Consider the following 21,906-nt stretch of genomic DNA (forward strand, 5'->3'; position numbering starts at 1 on the left):
TTCATGTCACTTCACCACTCGTTACTTCACTAGCCCGCTGGTGGGAGAGCTGGGGCTGGCCTGATCGCGGCGCGGTAACCGGCCGGATTGGAACGCCAGACGGCCCGCTTGAACGGCTTGCCCCATGGCTTCCGCCATCGCCGCGGGATCGCCCGCCAGGGCGATGGCGCTGTTCACCAGCACGGCATCGGCTCCCATCTCTAAGGCCGCTGCAGCTTCGCTGGGGACGCCGATGCCGGCATCCACCACCACAGGCACGGTGGCGTTTTCGATGATCAGGGCGATGTTCGAGGCATTGCAGAGGCCCTGGCCGGAGCCGATCGGTGAGCCCAGCGGCATCACCGTGGCGCAGCCGACATCCTCCAGTCGTTTTGCCAGCAGCGGGTCTGCATTGATGTAGGGGAGCACGGTGAATCCTTCCTTCACCAGGGTTTCGGCGGCTTCCAGGGTGCCGATCGGATCGGGCAGCAGGTGGCGGCTGTCGGGGATCACCTCCAGCTTCACGAAGGTGTTGTCTTCCTGACCCGCCAGCTTGGCAAGCTCACGTCCCAGGCGGGCCACCCGGATGGCCTCTTCCGCTGTGGCGCAGCCAGCGGTGTTGGGAAGCATCCAGATGCGAGACCAGTCAATGGCTTCCATCAGGCCTGCATGTCCCGCCGCCACCGCCTGGACCCGCCGCACAGCCACCGTGACCATCTCGCAGCCTGAGCGCTCCAGGCTCTGCTGCATGGCTTGCAGGTTGGGGTATTTGCCGGTGCCGGTGAACAGCCGACTGCTGAACGGGCGTCCACCGATCAGAAGCGGGTCGGTGCTGGACGGTGTTGAAGCCATCATGCGGAGATGCGGACTGGTGGTGAACCGGATCGGAAGTCGGACGGGCCACGCTGGAGGGCCCTACCGTGCGCCCATCATCCGTTCTCGTCATGCCCATTTCCGTGGACATGAACGCGCCGATCGAGATTCCGGCGACGTTCGAACCGTCTCTCCCTCTGGATGCGTCTGTTCTACAGAAACCGCTCGAACTTGAGGGATCGGTTCTTCGCTTTGATCCTGTGGCGCGGGCGGCCAGCCTGGCGGTGTCGATGCCCCGCCAGTGGTGCGGCAGTTACACCTCGTTCACCAGCGGCGACACGGTGGATGTGGTGTTGACGCTGGCCAGCGTGGTGCCAATGGGACAGATGCTGGATCTGCGGGGAGAGATGCAGATCGGCAGCGTCTCCACGCCGGTGCAGGGCAATTTGAATGCCACATCAGATCAACTGGATCTGCTGCCCCTGGCCAGCACACTCCCCAATGAATTGGAGGCGGGCGGAGATTTTCTTGGCCTGCAGGGCCTCTCCCTGTCGAGCTGGCAGGCTCCCCGTCTCACCAACCTGGGCGGCAGCCTCAGCCTTGAGCCCAGTTGTTCCGACTCAGAAGCCCCGGCGATCCGAGCTCTCTGGTGATCCACCACCGGATGACGTCGATGCCTTGCTGGTTTGACGTTGCAAGGTCCGCTCCAGGCGTTTCAGCCGGGTGCGGGCCGTTTTATTAGCAGGTTCCAGGGCCAACACCTTGCGGTAGAGATCGCAGGCGTCGTCCCTGTTAAGCAGGCGTTCCTGGGCGAAAGCCAGATTATTGAGCGCAACGGGATAGTCCGCCTTGGCTTGCAGCGCAGATTTGTAGTGGCGGACTGCACTGGAGAAGTCTTTCTGCGCGGCGAGAGAGAAACCCAGGGCGTTCTGCACGAGCGCCTTCGCTTCGTCAGGCTCGTTGTTCAGCCGTTTTGCGGCTTGTCGCAACGTCGCGGTGGCCTGGGGATAGAGACGCTTGCGCAATTGAACTGAAGCCAGCTCGTAGAGCTGACCTGCATCTTTTGAGGAGCCTGCATCCGCCTGCTCGAGGCGGATCAAATTCAGTTCGTCGCGGCGTACCCGCAGAAGCTGTCGCCCGGCGACGACAGCCACGATTGCCAGCAGGCCGATCAGCCCGAGCAGATAGGTCTGCGGCAGGAAGGAGTCCATGAAGGATGAGGGAAGTCCCGGGGCGGGACCCTACTCAACCCTGGGTTGCATTCACCACATTCGTGAAGCTGGCGGGATCCGCCACTGCCAACTGAGCAAGCATCTTGCGGTTCAGACGCACATCAGCTTGCTTGAGGCCGCCGATCAGACGGCTGTAGCTCACACCGTTCAGACGGGCAGCGGCGTTGATGCGTGCGATCCAGAGGCGGCGGAAGTCACGCTTGCGACGGCGACGATCGCGGTAGGCGTTGCACAGAGCCTTCATCACCCGCTGGTTGGCGGTGCGGAAGAGGGTGCCGTTGCTGCCGCGGAAGCCACGGGCTAAACGGAGGATTTTATTGCGGCGCTTACGGGCGACGTTGCCTCTTTTGACGCGTGCCATGGGGAGTTGAAGGGGGAAGTAAGAACGATCTGAGCGATTCCGTCACTGCTCAGGAGAGCAGGCCGTGATTTAGGCGTAGGGCATCATCAGAGCCACGCGATCCTCGTCCGTGCGGTCGACGACAGCTTTCGTGCCCAGGTGGCGCTTGAGCTTGGGGCTCTTGTGATCCAGCAGGTGATTGCGGAACGCGCGCCGACGCATGAACTTGCCAGTGCCGGTTGCTTTGAACCGCTTGGCGGCTGCTTTGCGGGTCTTGAGCTTGGGCATTTCTCTGGCGGCGCGTGGCACAAACGACAAACATAGAACCTCACCCTCCCTCCAGCCAAACGTCCGGTTCCGGTTCATGCTCAGGACATCTCATTCATCGATGTCGCTGCCATGGCGATGAACCGGTCCGTTCGAGCCGTGCGCAGGGTCCTTCCATGGGTAGTGCTTCCGCTCGTGGCGGCTGCGGGCTGTCGTGCCCAGGACGTTGCTGTCCCAGCAGAGCCACCGCCTGCGCCAGCCATTCCCACCCATCGCAGCGTGCCCCAGCCGCCCTCGGTTCGGAATGCCGTGCTCTGGGTGTCCCTGGATGACCATCTCGGTCGGGGTACGCAGCCCAATCGCTCCGCTGCTCCACTGACCCTCACCACGGCTGGCGCGGAACCTTTGCAATTGCAGGACTGGTCTGGGAAGCCCCTGGAAACGGCTGACACGCTGCGCTTCAGCTGGCGTCTGGTGGCGTTGGCAGAACCCCTGGAGATTGCCCGGCGGGTCGCCGGTCCCTACGCCAGTTTCGAGTCGGCGGACCGTGTTGCATCCCGCTGGCGGGATCAAGGGGTGAAGGCCCGGGTGGCTCACCCCGACGAGTGGGAAGTGTGGGTTCCGTCGGATGCTCTGGATCTCTCTGGCGTGAGCCTGCGCGATGTGCGGGAACGCCTGGTTGATGGGGTGCAACCGGTGCTGGAGGGCCCCAGCGGGGGCCGCACTCTGGACGGTCCATTGCAGGTGATCGCCCCCGATGGCCTGCGGTGGGATGGAGGTGTTCTTCGCGGTCCGTTCCGGTTGCAGGCGGACGCCTACGGCAGCTGGACGCTGCTGGAGCAGGTCCCGGTAGAGCGCTATCTCGAAGGCGTTGTTCCCCACGAAATCGGCGCTGGATCACCGCCGGCTGCTCTGCAGGCCCAGGCGGTGCTGGCGCGAACCTGGGCGCTGGCCAACAGCCACCGGTTTGGTCTCGACGGCTATCACCTGTGCAGCGACACTCAATGTCAGGTGTACAGCGATCCGCGCCAGGCCAGTGGGTCGGTGCGGGAGGCCATCCGAGCCACTTCAGGTCAGGTGTTGCAACGGGATGGTCAACCCATCCAGGCCTGGTATCACGCCACCAATGGTGGTGTGAGCGCAGGGGCCGAGGAAGCCTGGTCGATGGATCCCTTGCCCTATGTGCAGGCGCGGGCCGATGGCTCGCCAGCCTGGGTAGGTTCGATCACATTGCCCCTCCAGAGCGCCGAGGGCGTGAGGGCTCTGCTCGATCGTTGGGATGGTGCCTATGGCGCAGGTCATCCACGCTTCCGCTGGAATCGCGTCTACACCGCGGGTCAACTTGGTCGTGCCTTAGCGGCAGCGGGCCAGGGTGATGCTCTGCCAACGGCGCTGCGGGTGGCGTCCCGTGGCCCCAGCGGCCGGGTGGTGGCCCTGGAGATAGATCGAGAGGGTGGAGTGGCGCCGGTGACGCTGCGTCTGGATGCAATCCGTCGCACCCTGCGGCGGTTGCCCAGCACCTTGTTTGTGATCGAGCCGGAGGGTGCAGAGGCCTGGCGTTTCCAGGGGGGTGGCTTTGGTCACGGTGTCGGTCTGTCCCAGGCCGGTGCGATCGATCTCGCCGGTCGCGGCTGGAGTGCTGTGCGGATCCTTGAGCACTACTACCTAGGAACCAAGCTGGCACCGCTGGCACCTGCGCCTGAACCCCCCCCTGCTCAGGCCCCCTAAAGTCCCTGTACTTCGTGGGATGGGAGGGTCGTGGCCGCAGGGACTGGCAATCACCGACGCGGCAAGACGGCTTTCTTCCTGGTGGCCTGCGGCTGGGCCGGCGCTGCGCCGCATTGGATGGATCCGTCCCGCAGCCTGATTCCTGCTTTCACTCTCGCTGTTCTCTTGGGCGGCTACGGCTTGCGCACGTTGTTGCGCCGGGTGGACTCAGTCCTTGTTGGTGCTGACGGCGATGCCAAGTCGGCCAACACAACGCTGTATGGACAGTCCTGTCCCACGGTGGATGTGGTCGTAGCGGCCCGCGATGAGGAAGCGGTGGTCACCCGCCTGGTGGAGCGGCTTGCTGCGCTCCGGTATCCCGACGGGCAGCTCACCTTGTGTGTGGTGGATGACGGCAGTGAGGATCACACGCCTGAGCGCCTGAGCGAGCTACAGGCTCGTTTTCCGTCGCTCAAGGTGATCCGACGGCCTCGCAATGCAGGCGGTGGTAAGTCGGGGGCCCTCAACGCTGCTCTCGAGCAGACCCAGGGTGAATGGCTGTTGATCCTGGATGCCGATGCCCAGTTGGCGGAAGATCAGCTGGAGCGTTTGATCCCCTTTGCTACGGGAGGTGATTGGTCCGCCGTTCAGATGCGCAAGGCGGTTACCAATGCCGACAGCAACTGGCTGACCCGGGTGCAGGCCATGGAGATGGCTTTTGATGCCCAGCTGCAGCAGGGCCGCCTCTCCGGCGGCGGCGTGGCCGAGCTGCGGGGCAACGGTGAGCTTCTGCGTCGCGATCTGCTGGAGGCATGCGGCGGCTTCAACGAAGACACCGTCACCGACGATCTGGATCTGAGTTTCCGGCTGCTCCTTGAGAATGCCCGTGTGGGCATCCTCTGGGATCCGCCGGTTCTGGAGGAAGCCGTTGAATCGGTGCCGGCGCTCTGGAAGCAGCGGCAACGCTGGGCAGAGGGTGGTCTTCAGCGTTTTCTGGATTATTTGCCGGGGTTGTTCTCCGCTCGCCTGACCCTCGCCCAACGCCGCGATCTGGCCTGTTTCTTCCTTCTGCAATACGCGTTGCCCGTGGTGTCGTGGGCCGATCTGCTCACCAGTGCCTTGAGTCGCACCGCACCGCTCTACTGGCCATTGTCGATCGTGGCCTTCAGTGTGTCTGGAGTGGCCTATTGGCGGGGGTGTCGCCGTCCAAGCGAGGGGCCTGAGCTGCCACCGCCTGATCTGTTCAATTTGCTTTTGGGAATTGCTTATCTCAGTCATTGGTTCGTGGTCATTCCCTGGGTCACCTTGCGCATGGCAGTGCTGCCCAAGCGTCTGGTCTGGGCCAAGACGAGCCATCGCGGTCAGGAAGAGACGCTTGAGGTCTGAGCCAGCCTTCAACAGCACGGTTTTTGGCTGAACGCTCTTCAGTTGAACTGCCGATCAAAAGCTCTTTGATTCAGCTGCTCTTTTCCTCAGCCGTTGAGGTCAACGTCCAGCACCTGGCCGTTGAAGAAGTCGGCGAAGCGCTTCACTTTTTCATCCATCACCGACGGTTCGCTGCGTTGCTGCGCTGATGGTGGCGCTGCCGTTGCACCTGGAGCTGGTGCGGCTGGTCCGGGTAGTGAGGGTGCCTGTTGGACAGCCTGGGATGTTGGCGCTGCAGGTGTGGGTCGAGGAGGCAGCTGGGCCCCGCCTCCGCCCCCGCCGGATGCCGGTGGCGCGGTGGGTGCGGCTGTCGGAGTTGCTGCGGCTGTTTGCGCAGTTGAGGCGGGTGCTGCAGGTGTTGTGGGGGCTGGGGCTGCGGTTGCTGTGTTTGCCGGCATCGCGGCCATCGGTGCGGCGCCACTGTGGTTTTCCAGCACCAGCTGGCGCGTCCCGCCCATGGTCCGGGCGATGGCCTGTTCCAGCAGGGCCACCCGGCTTTGCACCATGCCCATCCAGTTGCCCGCCACCTGCACGACGGCGCGGTGGTTGTCGATGCGCACGAGCTGTGCCTGCTGTGAGAGCAGCATGCGAGTGGAGGGCAGCTCCAGGCCGGCCAGGATCTGCTGCCACAGTTCACCGAGATCCTCGGTGGATGGCGCCGGCGTTGTCGCTTCGACCGTCTCCGGTTCCGGCGGCGCTGGGCTTGCGGTGTTGGGAAGGCTCACTGCCGTTGTGGCGGTAGCGGCCGGGGGTGTGGGCTCGGCTGCTGGGGGCGTCGGGGCAGGGGTTGGCGCTGTGGAGGCAGCAGCAACCGCTGGTGCTGTCGTTGGAGCGGCTGTTGGTGTAGGGGCTGTTGACGCAGCAGCAGTGGCGGCAACGTTTGCGCTGGCGACGGGCGTGGTGGTGGCCGGAGCGGTTGCAGGTCGGCTGATACTGGCTGTCACCGGTTCCGCCAGCAGTCCCAGCAGCAACACTTCAAGCCACAGGCGGGGTTGCACGCTCTGGCGTAGCTGTTGCTCGCTGCCGCGCAGCTGGCCCTGCCACTGCAGCAAGCGGGTCCGCCCGATGCTCTTGGCAAGAGGCGGCAGCTGATCACGGAACTGAGGCGAGACGCTGGTGAGCTCAGGACGGTCAGGGGCAGCGGCCATCAGCACCAGATCGCGCAGGATCCCCGCCAAGCCCTGGAGCACGGATCCTGCATCCCGTCCGCGATCCAGCAACTGGCGCGTGGCCTCCAAGAGTGTCACCGGTTCGCTGGTGCTCATCGCCTTCACCAGCTCCAGCAGCTCCTGTTCAGGAACGGCTCCCAGCAGATCCCAGACGGCATTGGCTTCGATGGGGCCGGGCAGCAGGCTCAGCTGATCCAGCAGGCTTTCGGCATCACGCAGACCGCCCTGAGCCCTCTGGGCCACCACATGCAGCGCTTCGGGCTGGATGGGAATCGTTTCCTGTTCGGCAATCCAGCTCAGGTGCTGTTCCAGCGCATCCAGGGGAATTCGCCGGAAGTCGAATCGCTGGCAGCGGCTGAGGATGGTGGGGAGCACCCGTTGGGGATCGGTGGTCGCCAGCACGAACACCACCTGCGGCGGGGGTTCTTCCAGGGTTTTGAGCAGCGCATTGAATGCTGCGGTGGAGAGCATGTGGCATTCATCCACCACATACACCTTCCAGCGCGCCTGTACAGGCGCGAACCGGGAGCGTTCGATCAGGTCGCGGATGTTGTCGACGCCGGTGTTGGAGGCCGCGTCGATTTCGATCACATCCAGGGCGGTGCCCGCCGCGATCGTGGTGCAGAGCTCGCAGGTGCCGCAAGGTTCCGGGGTCGGCCCTTCACTGCTCAGGCAATTGAGCGAACGGGCCAGGATGCGCGCGCTGGAGGTTTTGCCGGTGCCGCGAGGACCGCTGAAGAGGTAGGCAGGAGCGATCCGGCCGGAGCGCAGGGCATGGCCGAGGGTGGCGGCGATCGCTTCCTGCCCCACCAGCTGATCCAGGCGTTGGGGCCGGTATTTGTGATGCAGTGGCTGATATGGCTGGCTCATGCACTGCCTGCAAGATGCTGAGGCTACCGGGGTTTGGGCTCAGCTTTTGTGCTGGATCTGGAGGAGGTGTCCTCCAGCAGGGCATTGAGCTTGGCTTCCATGTCTTCCACGGCTGCCAGTTCATCGGCGATCGTGCGGCCTGTGAGCAGGAGCTGGCGGCTGTGGCGATTGACCCGATCATCCGCTCCCTGACAGGGCATGCCCTGCATCCAGGTTTCAGCCTGTTCGAGGGTGCTTTCCAGCTTGTTCAGCAGGCGCAGACGCAACTGCTCCAATTGGTCCAGGCCGCGTTGAGCCCGTTCCCGTGAGCGCTCATCGATCAGGCCCTTGCGCAGCACCAGCCCCAGTCCTGTCAGCAGTGCCGCTGGCATCAGTTGCCCCAGTGCCAGAGCACCGAGGCTGCCGGTGTGGAGAAAGTCTTCGACCTGACCGCTGCGGTGGCGACCGGTCTTGCACCAGTTCGCGAAATGCTCGCAGTTGTTGAACAAAAGGTTGTAGTTCTGCTCGCCAATGCGGCTCATGGCCCGCCGCAAGGTCACGCTCGTTGGTGAGGCCTGCTCATGGCTCACAACGCTCAGCGCCTGGCCGCGGCTGAACTCGTCCAGGGGGCTGCGCAGGATTTCCCGGCCTTCCAGATAGTGGGCGACGGTGCCATCCCCCAGGTCAATGCCGTGATGCAGAAACAGCCCGTGCTGGCGGGGCACTTTCAGATGGTCTGCGGCGGCCATGGCCGTGTTCAGGGGCTGTCTTCAGTCTGTCGCGGCGCTGCTGGCTGTGGTCACGTCAGGCGGATTCCTGCTGACGGTCTGTGCCGGGCAGGGGCAGCACCTTGCCTCCTGTGTGTTCTTCCACCATGGCTTTGGTGATCGTGAAGGCATCGACGTTTTTGCTGGAGGGCAGCTCGTACATCAGATCGAGCATCAGCTCTTCCACGATGCCGCGCAGGGCTCGTGCTCCCGTCTTGCGACGGTGGGCCTCCTGGGCAATGGCTTCGATGGCGCCCGCTTCAAAGTCCAGCTGGACGTTGTCCATGCTCAGCAGGGTGCGGAACTGTTTCACCAGGGCATCCCGCGGTTCGGTGAGGATTGACTCCAGGGCGTGCTCGTCGAGGGGATCGAGCACGGCGCTGACGGGCATGCGGCCGATGAATTCCGGGATCAGGCCGTACTTGACCAGATCATCGGGCTCCAGGTGACGCAGCACCTGGGAGGCCTGCAGGTCGCGTGTGGCCTTGCCACGGCCGCGACTGTCGCTGGGCACGAAGCCGATGGCGTTGCGTCCCATGCGTTTCTGCACCACATCGTCGAGACCCACAAACGCTCCACCGCAGATGAACAGGATCTGGCTGGTATCGATCTGGATGCAGTCCTGGTAGGGATGCTTCCTGCCTCCCTGGGGCGGCACGTTGGCCACCGTGCCCTCGAGCATCTTCAGCAGCGCTTGCTGAACACCTTCTCCCGACACATCCCGCGTGATCGAGGGATTTTCGCTCTTGCGGGCGATCTTGTCGATTTCATCGATGTAAATGATGCCGCGTTGGGCCAGATCCACATCCATGTCGGCCTTCTGCAGCAGTCGCAGCAGGATGTTCTCCACGTCCTCACCCACGTAGCCCGCTTCGGTGAGGGTGGTGGCATCGGCCACGGCGAAGGGCACATCGAGCATCTCCGCCAGGGTTTGGGCCAGCAGGGTCTTGCCGCAGCCGGTGGGGCCGATCAGCAAAATGTTGCTCTTGTGCAGGCGTGTGGCAGTTTCTTCGGTCTCGCCGTTGCCATCGCCCTGCCAGGCCAGGCGTTTGTAGTGGTTGTAGACCGCCACAGACATCACCTTCTTGGCAGCGTCCTGGCCGACCACCTGTTGATCCAGGAATCCCTTGATGTCGTGAGGTTTGGGGATCGAGGCCAGGGTTGGAGCAGGCTTGCTGCTCTTCTTGGCCTGGGTTGCGGTCCCTTTGCGGGCGGGCTCAGCCCCCTGGCGCGCGCTGCCTTGGGCGTCGATCAACTCCTCATCCAGGATCTCGTTGCAGAGATCGATGCACTCATCGCAGATGTACACGCCCGGGCCGGCGATCAGTTTGCGAACCTGCTCCTGGGACTTGCCGCAGAAGGAGCACTTCAGATGGGCGTCGAACTTGGCCATCAGGCGCTTCGCAGATCAGTCGGAACAAGGAACCAGATCAATGGATCCCGGCTTGAATACTGAGCATCGCGACGAAAAGGGCTGATGTCAGCCCCCCGTAACGATTTCTCCGTCTCCGAAACTGTCCACCACCCGATCGATCAGTCCGTACTCCACGGCCTGGGCCGGCGACATGAAGTTGTCCCGGTCGGTGTCTTCAGCGATTTTGTCCAGGGGCTGGCCTGTGTGTTCGGCCATCAGGCCGTTGAGGGTCTCCTTGAGGAACAGGATCTCCTTGGCCTGAATTTCGATGTCCACGGCTTGCCCCTGGGCTCCACCGAGGGGTTGGTGGATCATGATTCGGGCATTGGGCAAGGCCAGGCGCTTGCCTTTGGCGCCGCCCGACAGCAGAAAGGCGCCCATGGACGCCGCGAGGCCGTAACAGATGGTCACCACGTCAGGGGCCACCTGCTGCATGGTGTCGTAGATCGCCAAGCCGGCAGTTACAGAGCCGCCGGGCGAGTTGATGTACACCTGGATGTCTTTTTCGGGATCCTCGGCTTCGAGGAACAGCATCTGGGCCACCAGCGCATCGGCAACCGCGTCATCCACACCGGTGCCAAGAAAGATGATCCGTTCCCGCAGCAAGCGTGAATAGATATCGAAGGCCCGGTCGCCGCGGCCGGACTGCTCCACCACCGTCGGAACCCCAGGAGAGGCCTGGGGATGCAGGGAGACAGGCTGAATGCCCCGCCAGCGGTTCTGAATTGGATGGTGACTACGGGCGTTGATCACGCTGCGGCTGACGGGCTTAGTGAAAGCAATCTATGGGTGCCGATCAAGCATCGGCGTCCGCAGCGTCACTCTTTTCGGTTTTGTCCTTGGCGGATGCGGCCTTCTTGGAGGTTGCTTTCTTGGCAGTGGTTTTCTTAGCTGCAGTCTTCTTGTCCGCAGGCTTGGCCTCGTCGTCAGCCGCTACAGGCGCTTTTTCGGTGATGGTGCTGTTGTCTTCCAGCCAACCCAGAAGCTTGTCCTGCAGCAGGTCATCCAACACCGCCTGACGCAGACGCTCGGGATCGATGTCCCGTTCGCCGGACAGCTGTTGCTTCACCTCGGCCAACTTGGCATCCACATCGGCATCGTCCACCACCAGCTTCTCGCTGTCGGCCAGGGCCGTGAGGGCCAGGCTGCGGCGTAGGCGTTCCTCAGCCTCGGGACGAGAGGACTCCATCAGGTTGCGAACCAGTTCAGGCGTGAACAGGGACTTCACATCCATGCCCTGTTGCGCGAACTGACCGGCGGTCTGTTCCACCAAGTTGCGCACTTCCTGCTGGATCAGGCTTTCAGGCAGTTCCACCTCCAGTTGCTCCACCAGGGCGCCCAGCAAGGCGTCGTGGCGGTTGCTGCGGGAGCGGCGTTCGGCGTCATCCTTCAGACGCTTTTCCAGATCGCTGCGCAGGTCGGCCAGAGATTCCTGCTCACTGGCCTGCTTGGCGAAGGCATCATCCAGGGCGGGCAGTTCGCGGGTTTTGAGATCCTTGAGCTCGATCTCGAAGTTGGCCTTGCGGCCGCGTGCGTCTTCCTTGGGGTAGTCGTCGGGGAAGTTGCACTCCACGGTCTTGCTGTCGCCGACAGCCATGCCAACCACGCCTTCGATGAAGCCGGGGATCATGCGGCCGTGCTCCAGATCCACATCCATCGAATCCGCACTGCCGCCTTCGATCTCACTGCCGTCATCGCTGTAAGTGCCCTTGAAGCCCACCACGGCGATGTCGCCTTTCTCAGCCTTGCGGCCCTCCACCGGAACCACGGTGGCCAGTTGACGTCTGGATTGCTCCAGCATCTCGTCGACGCGAGCCGGGTCGTAGCTGACGCTTTCGGCTTCAGCCTTCAGCCCTTTGGTGCTCTTCAGCTTTGGTGTGGGAGCCACATCCGTTTCTAGGGTCAGGGTGAGGCCTTCACCCGGCTTGAAGCTCTCCAGCAATTCCTCGAAGCCACCTCTGAGCTCGGGCTGGCCCAGGGCTTCGATGGTTTCCTGCTCAAGGGCATCACGCCAGATGCTGTCCACCAGGGTTTCCAGTGCGTTAGCGCGGATTCGAAGCGCACCCAGTTGCTGCACGAGCACGGTGCGGGGCACCTTGCCTTTGCGGAAGCCGGGGAGGTTCACGCTGCGGCTCAGCCGATTGATCGCTTCCTCGTAGCTGGCCTGACACCGTTCGGCAGGAACGGCGACCTCCACAGCCAGGCGGCTGCCGGGACGGGAGGAGGTGGAGACCTTCAGGCTGGCGGCACTCATCAGGGGGACGCAGGTACAAGCAGCCCAATACCTTAATTAAGTGCCTGACCGTGGCCTTCCACGTAAGCTGAGGCCAAGTTTCAGCTGTGCCCCTGCCTCGAAGTTTTCAGGGTTGTCACAGCCGGTGGTTGATCCACCCCATATCTGTTGTTGAGTTCCGTTCGCTTGTCCACCGCGTCTTCTTCTTCTGTTTCACTGCCGAATCGACCCCTCACGGTGGCTGTGCTCGGCGCCAGCGGTGCCGTAGGCCAGGAGTTGCTGCAGCTGCTTGAGGAACGCCGCTTTCCGGTCGGTGAACTGCGCTTGCTGGCTTCGGCGCGCTCGGCAGGCCAGACCTGCCAATGGAATGGTCAGACCCTCATCGTGCAGGAAGTGACGGCTTCCGCTTTTGAGGGCGTGGATCTTGTGCTGGCGTCTGCCGGTGGATCCGTGTCCAAGCAGTGGCGCGAGGCGATCGTGGCCGCCGGCGCTGTGATGGTGGACAACTCCAGTGCGTTCCGCATGGAAGACGGGGTTCCTCTGGTGGTGCCCGAGGTCAACCCGGATGCGGCGTTTGCGCACAACGGTGTGATCGCCAATCCGAACTGCACCACGATCCTGCTCACCCTGGCGCTCGCTCCCCTGGCGGCCCGGCGTCCGATGCAACGGGTGGTGGTGAGCACCTATCAATCGGCCAGTGGTGCCGGAGCCCGGGCGATGGACGAGCTCAAGGACCTCTCCCGTGCGGTGTTGGATGGAGAGGCGCCAAAAAGTGAGGTGTTGCCCCATTCCCTGGCGTTCAACCTCTTTCTCCATAACTCGCCGCTTCAGTCCAACAGCTATTGCGAAGAGGAAATGAAGATGGTGAATGAAACCCGCAAGATCATGGGTTTGCCGGATCTGCGTTTCACCGCCACCTGCGTGCGCGTGCCGGTGCTGCGCGCCCACTCGGAAGCGGTGAATGTGGAGTTCGCGGAGTCCTTCCCCGTGCAGGAAGCCCGCGAGTTGCTCGCGGCTGCCCCAGGCGTCGAGCTTCTGGAGGATCCAGTCAATAACCGGTTCCCCATGCCCACGGATGTCACGGGACGTGACCCAGTGGTCGTGGGCCGGATTCGCCAGGACATCAGCGAAGACAAGGCGCTTGAGTTCTGGCTTTGTGGCGATCAGATCCGCAAGGGTGCGGCCCTGAATGCCATCCAGATCGCTGAATTGCTGTTGCCCGTCGCCTGATTCATATGAGCATCGCTGCAGAGTTATCCCCCACTCCCTTCGGTCGTCTGCTGACGGCGATGGTCACCCCTTTCGATGCTCAGGGTGCGGTGGATCTGGCTTTGGCGGGTCGTCTGGCCCGTCACCTGGTGGAGGAGGGATCCGATGGCCTGGTGGTGTGCGGCACCACGGGCGAATCCCCCACGCTTAGCTGGCAGGAGCAGGTGCAATTGCTGGAAGCGGTGCGTGAGGCGGTTGGCCCCGATGTGCATGTGTTGGCCGGCACCGGCAGCAACTCCACCAACGAGGCGGTGGAAGCCACGCGCGAGGCGGCGGCCGCTGGTGCTGACGGTGCCTTGGTGGTGGTGCCGTACTACAACAAGCCGCCGCAGGACGGCTTGGAGGCCCATTTCCGGGCCATCGCCAAGGCGGCTCCTGAGCTGCCGCTGATGCTTTACAACATCCCCGGGCGGACTGGTTGCAGTATGACGCCGGCGACGGTGTCCCGCTTGATGGATTGCACCAATGTTGTGAGTTTCAAAGCGGCCAGCGGCACCACCGATGAGGTGTCTCAATTGCGATTGGCCTGCGGCCAACGCCTGGCGATCTACAGCGGCGATGACGGCCTGACGCTGCCGATGCTGTCGGTTGGTGCCGTCGGCGTCGTGAGCGTGGCCAGCCACGTGGTGGGCCGCCCGATGCGCAGCATGATCGAAGCCCATTTCAAGGGTGAGAACGCCGTCGCTCTTGCGCATCACGAGCGTCTGCTGCCCCTGTTCAAGGCCCTGTTTGCCACCACCAACCCGATTCCGGTGAAAGCCGCGCTTGAACTGAGCGGCTGGCCGGTGGGTGTTCCCCGTCTTCCTCTGATTCCCTTGGAACCCGCCATGCGCGTTGCCCTCTCCGACACCCTCGCTGCCCTGCGTCAGACCTGACGCCACGGCTGCTGAGAGCGCTGACATGCGCCGACCTGATCGATTTCCCTTTCACCTCCAAGCGACCCCATGACCGTGACTAACGCCAAAACCCAGCAACCCACCCTGCGGGTGATCCCCCTTGGAGGTCTGCACGAGATCGGCAAGAACACCTGTGTGTTCGAGTACGGCGACGACCTGATGCTGGTGGATGCCGGCCTGGCCTTCCCCAGCGATGGCATGCACGGCGTGAACGTAGTGCTGCCCGACACCAGCTTCCTGCGCGAGAACCAGAAGCGCATCCGCGGCATGATCGTGACCCATGGTCACGAAGACCACATCGGTGGCATTGCCCACCACCTCAAGCACTTCAACATTCCAGTGATCTACGGGCCCCGGCTGGCCCTCTCGATGCTCACCGGAAAGATGGATGAGGCCGGTGTCACCGATCGCACCACCCTGCAGACCGTCGGACCCCGTGACGTGGTCAAGGTGGGTCAGCATTTCTCAGTGGAGTTCATCCGCAACACTCACTCGATGGCCGACAGCTTCTCGCTGGCCATCAGCACCCCAGTGGGCACGGTGATCTTCACGGGTGACTTCAAGTTCGATCACACGCCGGTGGATGGCGAGCACTTCGACCTGGCCCGTCTGGCCCATCACGGCGACAAAGGGGTGCTCTGCCTGTTCAGTGACTCGACCAACGCTGAGGTTCCTGGCTTCTGCCCCCCCGAGCGCTCGGTGTTCCCCAACCTCGATCGCCACATCGCGGAAGCCGAAGGACGGGTGATCGTCACCACTTTCGCCAGCTCGATCCACCGGGTGTCGATGATTCTGGAGCTGGCGCTTAAGAACGGCCGCAAGGTGGGCCTGCTGGGTCGCTCCATGCTCAACGTGATCGCCAAAGCGCGCGAGCTCGGCTACATGCGTGCGCCCGACGAGCTGTTCGTGCCGATTAAGCAGATCAACCACGTGCCCGATCGTGAGACCTTGCTGCTGATGACCGGCAGTCAGGGTGAGCCGTTGGCGGCTCTGAGTCGCATCTCCCGTGGGGAACACCCGCAGGTGAGGGTGAAGAGCTCTGACACGATTATTTTCTCGGCCAGCCCGATCCCTGGAAACACCATCTCCGTGGTGAACACCATCGACAAGCTCATGATGCTGGGGGCCAAAGTGGTTTACGGCAAGGGCGAAGGCATTCACGTGTCAGGCCACGGCTTCCAGGAAGACCAGAAGCTGATGCTGGCGCTGACTCGTCCCAAGTTCTTCGTGCCGGTGCACGGTGAGCACCGCATGCTGGTGCGTCACGCCCGCACCGGTCATTCCATGGGTGTCCCGGAAGACAACACCCTGATCATCGACAACGGTGATGTGGTGGAGCTCACCGAGGATTCGATTCGCAAGACTGACCCTGTGAAGGCCGGCATCGAGCTGCTCGATCAGTCCCGCAACGGCATCGTCGATGCCCGCGTACTCAAGGAACGTCAGCAGCTGGCAGAAGACGGAATCGTCACGATCTTGGCGGCCATCAGCACCGACGGCGCCATGGTGGCCCCTCCGCGCGTCAATCTTCGCGGCGTGGTTACCACTGCCGATGCGCGCAAGATGTCGCTCTGGACCGAGCGGGAAATCAAGTGGGTGTTGGAGAACCGCTGGAAGCAGCTCACGCGCAACACCGGTGGCAAGGCACCGGATGTGGACTGGATGGGCGTGCAGCGTGAGGTGGAAGTGGGCCTTGGCCGACGCATGCGCCGCGAGTTGCAGGTGGAGCCCCTGATCCTCTGTCTGGTGCAACCGGCCCCTGCCGGGACTCCTGTTTACAAGGGTCGTGCCGATTCCGAACCCGATGATCGACCGGCACCGCGCGGCCGTGGCGGACGCCAGGGTGGAGGTCGTCATGGTGGGGGTGGTCATGGAGGTGGCCATGGCGGTGGCCGCAACCGGGATGCCGGTCGCAACCGTGAGGCCACTCCAGCGCGGGTGATCACCACAACTCCTGGAGCGGGAGCGGCAGCAGCCGCCGCTGCGGCTGCTGCCAAGGCGGCTCCTGCACCGGCTGCTGCCGCGACCTCCACACCAGCCAGGGAACCTGTGCCTGCCGCCGCCAGCGCTGCTTCGACGGCCACCGTCGATCAAGACATGCCGGCCGGCCGCACCCGCCGTCGTCGTTCAGCTGCGGCTTAAGCGAGCCCGCAGCCACGACCAACGACTGCTGTCTTTGCCCCTGTCTGAGCTGAGCTCTGACAGGGGTTTTTGTTGGGCTGGAAGGGTCACCTGAAGTCGGCCCTGCTCCAGCCGTTGCAGGATGGAGGGGGGGACAACAAGTTCTGGATTTGGTGCTGGTTCTGGCTCTGGTTCGGGGATGACCTCCGCTTCGATCACGTCGTCCGGTTCAGGATCGGCTTGAACCTCGATCGTGGAGCTTGGCTTTGCGTCAGCTACGTCTTCGGCAACCGCATCCATCTCTTCCTCCTTGGCCATCTCTTCGTCGATGGCAACCGGAGCCGTGGCGACGGGGCCATCCAGCCAGGGTGTGGCGGAGGCTTGGCTTGCGTCGTTTTGGGAGCCAAGACCACTGGTGAATCCACCGGCGCTGGGCTGGGCTAGGAACGGGTCCTGGATCAGCGACGATGCCGCTGGTGCCGGAGCTGGAGCCACCACATCAGCGGCATCTCCCTGTCGTTCCTGGATTCGCTCCAGGCCCTGCTCAGCCAGATCTTTCAGGGTGTCCTGAGGATTGCTGGCGAGCACCAATTCAAAAAAGCCACAGGCCTGCTCCGGTTCATTCAGGCCGTAGAGGTGAACGTTGCCGGCCAGCAAGGCCACGAAGGCGCGCCAGGCCAGCAGCGCATCCTGCTCGGCGTTGTTTGCCGCCATCCCATCCAGCTGGCTGAGCAGGTCAACCGTGATGGATTGGGCTGTGCGGAAGTCACCAGCGCCATAGGCCTGTTCAGCGGTGAGGTAGTGCGTCTGGAAATCGCCGTCCACGCTGGTTCAGCCCTGTTCACCCAGTTGTACCCAGTTCCGGCACCAATGGATCCGCCGGCCGCCGGCCAGATGGCGTTCGCCTGGGGGCTGGCCCGTGGCGATGGCAGCACTGAGCTCCTCCAGCTGCCGCGCTGTTAGGGACCCCACGCCTTGGCTTTGCAGCCAGTGCCGTAGCAGTGTTCGCCGCACGGCTGCGGGTTGCTGCTGCAAATCCAGCCGTTGCAATTGCCCTGCCTTGGATTGCAGCTGATGGAGGCTGAGCTCCACCAGGGCGACCTGAGTGTCCTGCACTTGGGACATTCGCTCACTCAAGTCCGCCATGCGTTGACTGCAGCCAGGGTGCAGGTCTTCCAACACCGGCAGCACCTCCCGGCGGATGCGGTTGCGGTCAAAGCGAGGGTCGCTGTTGCTGGGATCCAGCCACACCGGCAGTTGCAGGTCGCGGCAGATGCTTGCGGTGTCGTCGCGGCTGAAGCCGAGCAGCGGACGACTCAGTTGGATGCCATCACCGGCGTCGGCGCTGAGGGGGCGCTGGCGCCTGAGGCTGCCCAGGCCAGCCAGATCCGTGCCGCGGCTGAGTTGGAGCAGTAGCGTTTCGGCCCGGTCGCTGGCGGTGTGACCAGTCACCACCGTGATGGAGGCGTTGCCATTCGTCTGCCGTTGCCGGCACAGCCGTGTCAGTTCGGCGTAACGCCAGTCGCGGGCTTTGGCTTCGCTGCTGGTGATGCTGGCATCGGCGCGGCTGAGGCTGAGCTCCAGCTGTTGGTCTTGGCACCACTGCTGCAGCTCGCGGGCGATTTGGGCTGATCCCTCATGCCAGCCATGGTCGCCGTGCCACAGCTGCAGCGTCCACTGGTGCTGGCGGCGGAGATCACGCAGCAGTCCCAGCAGCGCCATCGAGTCCTGGCCGCCTGAGACAGCCAGCACGAGGGTGCTGCCCTTGGGCAGCCACTGCGGATCCTGCAGCAGCTGGCGGTGCAGCCGGTCGTGCCAGTTCAGCCACGGCGTGCCGGCTGTCATTGCGCTGCATCAACACCGCCTTGATCCTGCCCGCTCATGCGGTGGGAGGATGGACTCATCTGATATCAGCTGGATGTCCCGCCTTTCTCTGCTGCCCGCCGCCCTTCGCCGCAGCCTGGAACAGCGTTCCGCCCTCAAGGTGATCGCCGGCCTGATGAACTTCGAGGCTGACTCGGTCGCTCGCGTGGCGCGCGCCGCTGGCATGGGCGGTGCCGACCTGATCGATGTGGCCTGTGATCCCGCGCTGGTCAAGCTGGCCATCGAGGCCTCCGGTGGTGTGCCGGTGTGTGTGTCGTCGGTGGAGCCCGAGCAGTTCCCTGCCGCTGTTGCCGCCGGTGCCGTGATGGTGGAAATCGGCAACTTCGACGCCTTCTATCCCCAGGGCCGCATCTTCGGTGCTGAGGAAGTGCTGGAGCTCACTCGCCAGACCAGGGCACTGCTGCCTGAGGTGGTGCTGAGCGTCACCGTGCCCCACGTGCTGCCCATGGATCAGCAGCAGCAGCTGGCCGTGGATCTGGTGGCCGCCGGTGCCGACCTGATCCAGACCGAGGGCGGCACCAGCGCCAAGCCCTTCAGCCCCGGCAGCCTCGGCTTGATTGAGAAAGCGGCTCCCACCCTGGCGGCAGCCCACAGCATCAGTGCTGCGCTGCAACAGGCCGGTGAAAGTGCACCGGTACTTTGCGCGTCGGGTCTGTCTGCGGTGACTTTGCCGATGGCGATTGCAGCTGGTGCTTCCGGTGTGGGCGTTGGTTCCGCTGTGAACCGTCTCGACGATGAGCTGGCGATGGTGGCCGTGGTGCGCGGATTGCGTGAAGCACTGAGCAGCGCTGTGGTCAGCCGGGTCTGAACTCTCGTCAAGGCCATTGGTTCATGGTCCCCCTGGTGCCTTTTGGTTCCGGGGGGCTTTTCGTTGTCATCCCCACAGCGTTGACCTGCCTTAGCGGCGCAACACCATCAGCTGCTGTGGGTCGGCATCACGGAAGCCCAGTTGGCGGTAAAAGCCAGCACTGTTGGTGGTCATCAGATACACCCGCTCCACACCAACAACGGCGGGTGCATGCAGCAATTCCTCCAGCACACGCCGGCCGAGGCCATGGCCCTGGAGATCACCGGCGACCACGATGTCCCACAGCACGGCACGACTGAAGCCGTCGGAGGTGGCGCGCCCGAAGCCCACCAGTCGTTTGCCGCGCCACAGGCTCACCACGGCATCACTGCCCGAGAGCAAGCGCCGCAGTTGCCCAAAGCTGCGTCCCCGGGCCCAGAAGGCGTGGCGATCAAACAGACGCTGCAACTTGAGCAGCGCCCGCGTGGGGCAGAGATCCGGACCGATGCCGAACCAGCGCAGGCCTGGGGCGCCAGGTGCATGGTGAACCAGCCGGATCGGAGTCACGGGTTGCACCGCCAGAGGGTTTCATCTTGCCCGCTGGTGGTGGCCTTGCCGACGGCTGGTTCCTCGGTTGTTGGTCACGACGCTCACAGCCGATCCCCGTAACCTGAACAACCCTCAATAGGGCTTCACCAGGCAAGGACCATGCCCGCCTACGACCTCTCCGCGCCTTACAGCCCCAAAGGGGATCAGCCGACCGCGATCAAGCAACTCGTGGAGGGGGTGAATGGCGGGCAGCGCTATCAGACGCTTCTGGGCGCTACCGGCACGGGCAAGACCTTCACGATGGCCAATGTGATCGCCCAGACCGGTCGTCCGGCACTGGTGCTCGCTCACAACAAGACGCTGGCCGCGCAGCTCTGCAATGAGCTGAGGGAATTTTTCCCTCACAACGCCGTTGAATACTTCATCTCTTACTACGACTACTACCAACCGGAGGCCTACGTTCCGGTCAGCGACACCTACATCGCCAAGACAGCGTCGATTAACGAAGAGATCGACATGTTGCGCCACTCAGCGACGCGCTCGCTGTTTGAACGTCGCGATGTGATCGTCGTCGCGTCGATCAGCTGCATCTACGGCCTGGGCATTCCCAGCGAATACCTCAAGGCTGCGGTGGAGTTCCGCGTTGGGGAATCGCTCGACCTGCGCGGATCCCTGCGGGAGCTGGTGAACAATCAGTACAGCCGCAACGATCTCGACATCACCCGCGGTCGCTTCCGCGTGAAGGGAGATGTGCTCGAGATCGGCCCTGCCTACGAAGACCGTCTGGTGCGGGTGGAGTTGTTCGGCGATGAGGTGGAGGCGATCCGCTACGTCGACCCCACCACCGGAGAAATTCTCCAGAGCCTCGACAACATCAACATCTACCCGGCGAAGCACTTCGTGACCCCGAAGGATCGCCTGGATTCAGCGGTGAAGGACATCCGCGTGGAGCTCAGGGATCAGCTGGAGTTCCTGAACACGGAAGGCAAGCTCTTGGAGGCGCAGCGACTTGAGCAGCGCACAACCTACGACCTGGAGATGCTCCAGCAGGTGGGCTACTGCAATGGCGTGGAGAACTACGCCCGCCATCTGGCCGGCCGTGAGCCCGGCTCAGCACCCGAATGCCTGATCGACTATTTCCCCGACGACTGGCTGCTGATCGTGGATGAGAGCCACGTCACCTGTTCGCAGTTGCAGGCGATGTACAACGGCGACCAAGCGCGCAAGAAGGTGCTGATTGACCATGGGTTCCGCCTGCCTAGTGCTGCGGACAACCGTCCGCTCAAGGGCGAGGAGTTCTGGACCAAGGCGCGTCAGACGGTGTTTGTCAGTGCCACCCCCGGCAACTGGGAGATGGAGGTGAGTGACGGCCAGGTGGCCCAGCAGGTGATCCGGCCCACGGGCGTGCTGGACCCGATCGTCGAAGTGCGGCCCACCACTGGCCAGGTGGATGACCTGCTCGGCGAGATCCGCGACCGGGCCAAGAAGCAGCAGCGGGTGCTGGTGACCACGCTGACCAAGCGGATGGCGGAAGACCTCACGGATTACCTGGCGGAGAACGAGGTGCGGGTGCGTTACCTGCACTCGGAAATCCATTCGATCGAGCGCATCGAGATCATCCAGGACCTGCGTCTTGGCGAGTACGACGTGCTGGTGGGTGTGAACCTGCTGCGGGAAGGTCTGGATCTACCGGAGGTGAGCTTGGTGGCGATCCTCGATGCCGACAAGGAGGGTTTTCTGCGGGCCGAGCGTTCACTGATCCAGACCATTGGACGCGCCGCGCGCCACGTGGAAGGTGTGGCGCTGCTCTACGCCGACAACATGACCGAATCGATGGCCAAGGCAATCGAGGAGACCGAACGACGCCGCAAGATCCAGCAGACCTACAACGAGAAGCACGGCATCGTGCCCACCGCGGCGGGCAAGAAAGCCAGCAATTCGATTCTGTCGTTTCTGGAGCTTTCGCGAAAACTCAAGACCGATGGGCCGGATGCCGACCTGGTGGAGGTGGCCGGCAAGGCCGTGAAGGCTCTTGAAGACGATGCCGATGGCATGGCTCTGGATGCGTTGCCCGAACTGATCGACCAGCTCGAAGCCAAGATGAAAGATGCGGCCAAGAAGCTCGATTTCGAGGAAGCAGCCAACCTGCGCGATCGCATCAAGAAGCTGCGTCAGAAGCTGGTGGGCAACGCCTGAGGCTCAAAG

20 protein-coding genes are annotated in these 21,906 nt (G+C 63.4%); 8 read left to right on the forward strand and 12 right to left on the reverse strand.

Going from position 1 to position 21,906, the window contains the following annotated elements; genetic code table 11:
• Positions 1 to 21: 21 nt before the first annotated feature.
• The gene (locus tag SynNOUM97013_RS00275; protein WP_186480296.1) at positions 22 to 831 is read right to left on the reverse strand and encodes a thiazole synthase; all 810 of its coding nucleotides are present in this window, start codon (positions 829 to 831) and stop codon (positions 22 to 24) included.
• A 92-nt stretch (positions 832 to 923) separates the two neighbouring features.
• On the opposite strand from SynNOUM97013_RS00275, the gene SynNOUM97013_RS00280 reads away from it, so the two are divergent.
• Positions 924 to 1,445: a hypothetical protein gene (locus tag SynNOUM97013_RS00280; protein WP_186480297.1), complete on the forward strand. Its 522-nt coding sequence runs from the start codon at positions 924 to 926 to the stop codon at positions 1,443 to 1,445.
• On the opposite strand, the gene SynNOUM97013_RS00285 is transcribed toward SynNOUM97013_RS00280, so the two are convergent.
• The 3 genes from SynNOUM97013_RS00285 to rpmI form a co-directional block, all read right to left on the reverse strand.
• Positions 1,413 to 2,003 (reverse strand): hypothetical protein, encoded by a 591-nt coding sequence (locus SynNOUM97013_RS00285; protein ID WP_186480298.1) that lies wholly within the window; start codon positions 2,001 to 2,003, stop codon positions 1,413 to 1,415. The two genes, SynNOUM97013_RS00280 and SynNOUM97013_RS00285, sit on opposite strands and share 33 nt — an antisense overlap.
• 34 nt (positions 2,004 to 2,037) lie before the next feature.
• Positions 2,038 to 2,385 (reverse strand): 50S ribosomal protein L20, encoded by a 348-nt coding sequence (rplT, locus tag SynNOUM97013_RS00290; RefSeq protein WP_186469790.1) that lies wholly within the window; start codon positions 2,383 to 2,385, stop codon positions 2,038 to 2,040.
• A 69-nt stretch (positions 2,386 to 2,454) separates the two neighbouring features.
• Positions 2,455 to 2,652 carry a 50S ribosomal protein L35 gene (rpmI, locus tag SynNOUM97013_RS00295; protein WP_186470911.1) on the reverse strand — a complete coding sequence of 66 codons (198 nt, stop codon included), beginning with the start codon at positions 2,650 to 2,652 and terminating at the stop codon, positions 2,455 to 2,457.
• A gap of 117 nt (positions 2,653 to 2,769) precedes the next feature.
• Between rpmI and SynNOUM97013_RS00300 the strand changes: the two genes are divergently transcribed.
• Together SynNOUM97013_RS00300 and SynNOUM97013_RS00305 are read left to right on the forward strand one after the other, a co-directional pair.
• Positions 2,770 to 4,359 carry a SpoIID/LytB domain-containing protein gene (locus SynNOUM97013_RS00300; RefSeq protein WP_186481322.1) on the forward strand — a complete coding sequence of 530 codons (1,590 nt, stop codon included), beginning with the start codon at positions 2,770 to 2,772 and terminating at the stop codon, positions 4,357 to 4,359.
• Between the two features lie 30 nt (positions 4,360 to 4,389).
• On the forward strand, positions 4,390 to 5,724 hold the full coding sequence (locus tag SynNOUM97013_RS00305; RefSeq protein WP_186480299.1) for a glycosyltransferase family 2 protein: 1,335 nt from the start codon (positions 4,390 to 4,392) through the stop codon (positions 5,722 to 5,724).
• A gap of 86 nt (positions 5,725 to 5,810) precedes the next feature.
• Here the strand turns inward: SynNOUM97013_RS00305 and SynNOUM97013_RS00310 are convergent, their stop codons facing one another.
• The 5 genes from SynNOUM97013_RS00310 to tig form a co-directional block, all read right to left on the reverse strand.
• Positions 5,811 to 7,802: a DNA polymerase III subunit gamma/tau gene (locus SynNOUM97013_RS00310; protein WP_186480300.1), complete on the reverse strand. Its 1,992-nt coding sequence runs from the start codon at positions 7,800 to 7,802 to the stop codon at positions 5,811 to 5,813.
• A gap of 23 nt (positions 7,803 to 7,825) precedes the next feature.
• A complete protein-coding gene (locus SynNOUM97013_RS00315) occupies positions 7,826 to 8,530 on the reverse strand; it encodes a lecithin retinol acyltransferase family protein (protein WP_186480301.1) in 705 nt (234 codons plus the stop codon).
• 55 nt (positions 8,531 to 8,585) lie between these two features.
• Positions 8,586 to 9,941 carry an ATP-dependent protease ATP-binding subunit ClpX gene (clpX, locus tag SynNOUM97013_RS00320; protein WP_186480302.1) on the reverse strand — a complete coding sequence of 452 codons (1,356 nt, stop codon included), beginning with the start codon at positions 9,939 to 9,941 and terminating at the stop codon, positions 8,586 to 8,588.
• 87 nt (positions 9,942 to 10,028) lie between these two features.
• The gene (gene clpP, locus SynNOUM97013_RS00325) at positions 10,029 to 10,715 is read right to left on the reverse strand and encodes an ATP-dependent Clp endopeptidase proteolytic subunit ClpP (RefSeq protein ID WP_186480303.1); all 687 of its coding nucleotides are present in this window, start codon (positions 10,713 to 10,715) and stop codon (positions 10,029 to 10,031) included.
• A 43-nt stretch (positions 10,716 to 10,758) separates the two neighbouring features.
• The gene (gene tig, locus SynNOUM97013_RS00330; RefSeq protein ID WP_186480304.1) at positions 10,759 to 12,216 is read right to left on the reverse strand and encodes a trigger factor; all 1,458 of its coding nucleotides are present in this window, start codon (positions 12,214 to 12,216) and stop codon (positions 10,759 to 10,761) included.
• Positions 12,217 to 12,438: 222 nt separating this feature from the next.
• Between tig and SynNOUM97013_RS00335 the strand changes: the two genes are divergently transcribed.
• From SynNOUM97013_RS00335 to SynNOUM97013_RS00345, 3 genes are all read left to right on the forward strand, one after another.
• Complete coding sequence (locus SynNOUM97013_RS00335) at positions 12,439 to 13,425, forward strand: aspartate-semialdehyde dehydrogenase (RefSeq protein ID WP_186481323.1); 987 nt, start codon at positions 12,439 to 12,441, stop codon at positions 13,423 to 13,425.
• A gap of 5 nt (positions 13,426 to 13,430) precedes the next feature.
• Entirely contained in the window at positions 13,431 to 14,339 is a 909-nt protein-coding gene (dapA, locus tag SynNOUM97013_RS00340) for a 4-hydroxy-tetrahydrodipicolinate synthase (protein ID WP_186480305.1), read from the forward strand.
• A gap of 69 nt (positions 14,340 to 14,408) precedes the next feature.
• A complete protein-coding gene (locus SynNOUM97013_RS00345; protein ID WP_186480306.1) occupies positions 14,409 to 16,502 on the forward strand; it encodes a ribonuclease J in 2,094 nt (697 codons plus the stop codon).
• On the opposite strand, the gene SynNOUM97013_RS00350 is transcribed toward SynNOUM97013_RS00345, so the two are convergent.
• Both SynNOUM97013_RS00350 and tilS read right to left on the reverse strand, forming a co-directional pair.
• Entirely contained in the window at positions 16,488 to 17,306 is an 819-nt protein-coding gene (locus SynNOUM97013_RS00350; RefSeq protein ID WP_186480307.1) for a hypothetical protein, read from the reverse strand. The genes SynNOUM97013_RS00345 and SynNOUM97013_RS00350 overlap by 15 nt on opposite strands.
• Before the next feature lie 6 nt (positions 17,307 to 17,312).
• Positions 17,313 to 18,326: a tRNA lysidine(34) synthetase TilS gene (gene tilS / locus SynNOUM97013_RS00355; protein WP_186480308.1), complete on the reverse strand. Its 1,014-nt coding sequence runs from the start codon at positions 18,324 to 18,326 to the stop codon at positions 17,313 to 17,315.
• Positions 18,327 to 18,399: 73 nt separating this feature from the next.
• Between tilS and SynNOUM97013_RS00360 the strand changes: the two genes are divergently transcribed.
• Positions 18,400 to 19,173, forward strand: a complete 774-nt coding sequence (locus tag SynNOUM97013_RS00360) for a DUF561 domain-containing protein (RefSeq protein ID WP_186480309.1) — start codon at positions 18,400 to 18,402, stop codon at positions 19,171 to 19,173.
• A gap of 90 nt (positions 19,174 to 19,263) precedes the next feature.
• On the opposite strand, the gene SynNOUM97013_RS00365 is transcribed toward SynNOUM97013_RS00360, so the two are convergent.
• Positions 19,264 to 19,719 (reverse strand): GNAT family N-acetyltransferase, encoded by a 456-nt coding sequence (locus SynNOUM97013_RS00365; RefSeq protein WP_186480310.1) that lies wholly within the window; start codon positions 19,717 to 19,719, stop codon positions 19,264 to 19,266.
• Positions 19,720 to 19,860: 141 nt separating this feature from the next.
• On the opposite strand from SynNOUM97013_RS00365, the gene uvrB reads away from it, so the two are divergent.
• Complete coding sequence (gene uvrB, locus SynNOUM97013_RS00370; RefSeq protein WP_186480311.1) at positions 19,861 to 21,897, forward strand: excinuclease ABC subunit UvrB; 2,037 nt, start codon at positions 19,861 to 19,863, stop codon at positions 21,895 to 21,897.
• Positions 21,898 to 21,906 lie beyond the last annotated feature (9 nt).

The sequence above is a fragment of the Synechococcus sp. NOUM97013 genome, from assembly GCF_014279815.1.
GTDB lineage: Bacteria > Cyanobacteriota > Cyanobacteriia > PCC-6307 > Cyanobiaceae > Synechococcus_C.

Coding starts and splice junctions, on each gene's coding strand:
- SynNOUM97013_RS00360 (WP_186480309.1), top strand. CDS start 18,400: ATGTCCCGCCTTTCTCTGCTGCCCGCCGCCCTTCGCCGCAGCCTGGAA.
- SynNOUM97013_RS00345 (WP_186480306.1), top strand. CDS start 14,409: ATGACCGTGACTAACGCCAAAACCCAGCAACCCACCCTGCGGGTGATC.
- dapA (WP_186480305.1), top strand. CDS start 13,431: ATGAGCATCGCTGCAGAGTTATCCCCCACTCCCTTCGGTCGTCTGCTG.
- uvrB (WP_186480311.1), top strand. CDS start 19,861: ATGCCCGCCTACGACCTCTCCGCGCCTTACAGCCCCAAAGGGGATCAG.
- rplT (WP_186469790.1), bottom strand. CDS start 2,385: ATGGCACGCGTCAAAAGAGGCAACGTCGCCCGTAAGCGCCGCAATAAA.
- SynNOUM97013_RS00275 (WP_186480296.1), bottom strand. CDS start 831: ATGGCTTCAACACCGTCCAGCACCGACCCGCTTCTGATCGGTGGACGC.
- SynNOUM97013_RS00310 (WP_186480300.1), bottom strand. CDS start 7,802: ATGAGCCAGCCATATCAGCCACTGCATCACAAATACCGGCCCCAACGC.
- tig (WP_186480304.1), bottom strand. CDS start 12,216: ATGAGTGCCGCCAGCCTGAAGGTCTCCACCTCCTCCCGTCCCGGCAGC.
- SynNOUM97013_RS00315 (WP_186480301.1), bottom strand. CDS start 8,530: ATGGCCGCCGCAGACCATCTGAAAGTGCCCCGCCAGCACGGGCTGTTT.
- SynNOUM97013_RS00285 (WP_186480298.1), bottom strand. CDS start 2,003: ATGGACTCCTTCCTGCCGCAGACCTATCTGCTCGGGCTGATCGGCCTG.
- SynNOUM97013_RS00300 (WP_186481322.1), top strand. CDS start 2,770: ATGAACCGGTCCGTTCGAGCCGTGCGCAGGGTCCTTCCATGGGTAGTG.
- SynNOUM97013_RS00280 (WP_186480297.1), top strand. CDS start 924: ATGCCCATTTCCGTGGACATGAACGCGCCGATCGAGATTCCGGCGACG.
- rpmI (WP_186470911.1), bottom strand. CDS start 2,652: ATGCCCAAGCTCAAGACCCGCAAAGCAGCCGCCAAGCGGTTCAAAGCA.
- tilS (WP_186480308.1), bottom strand. CDS start 18,326: ATGACAGCCGGCACGCCGTGGCTGAACTGGCACGACCGGCTGCACCGC.
- clpX (WP_186480302.1), bottom strand. CDS start 9,941: ATGGCCAAGTTCGACGCCCATCTGAAGTGCTCCTTCTGCGGCAAGTCC.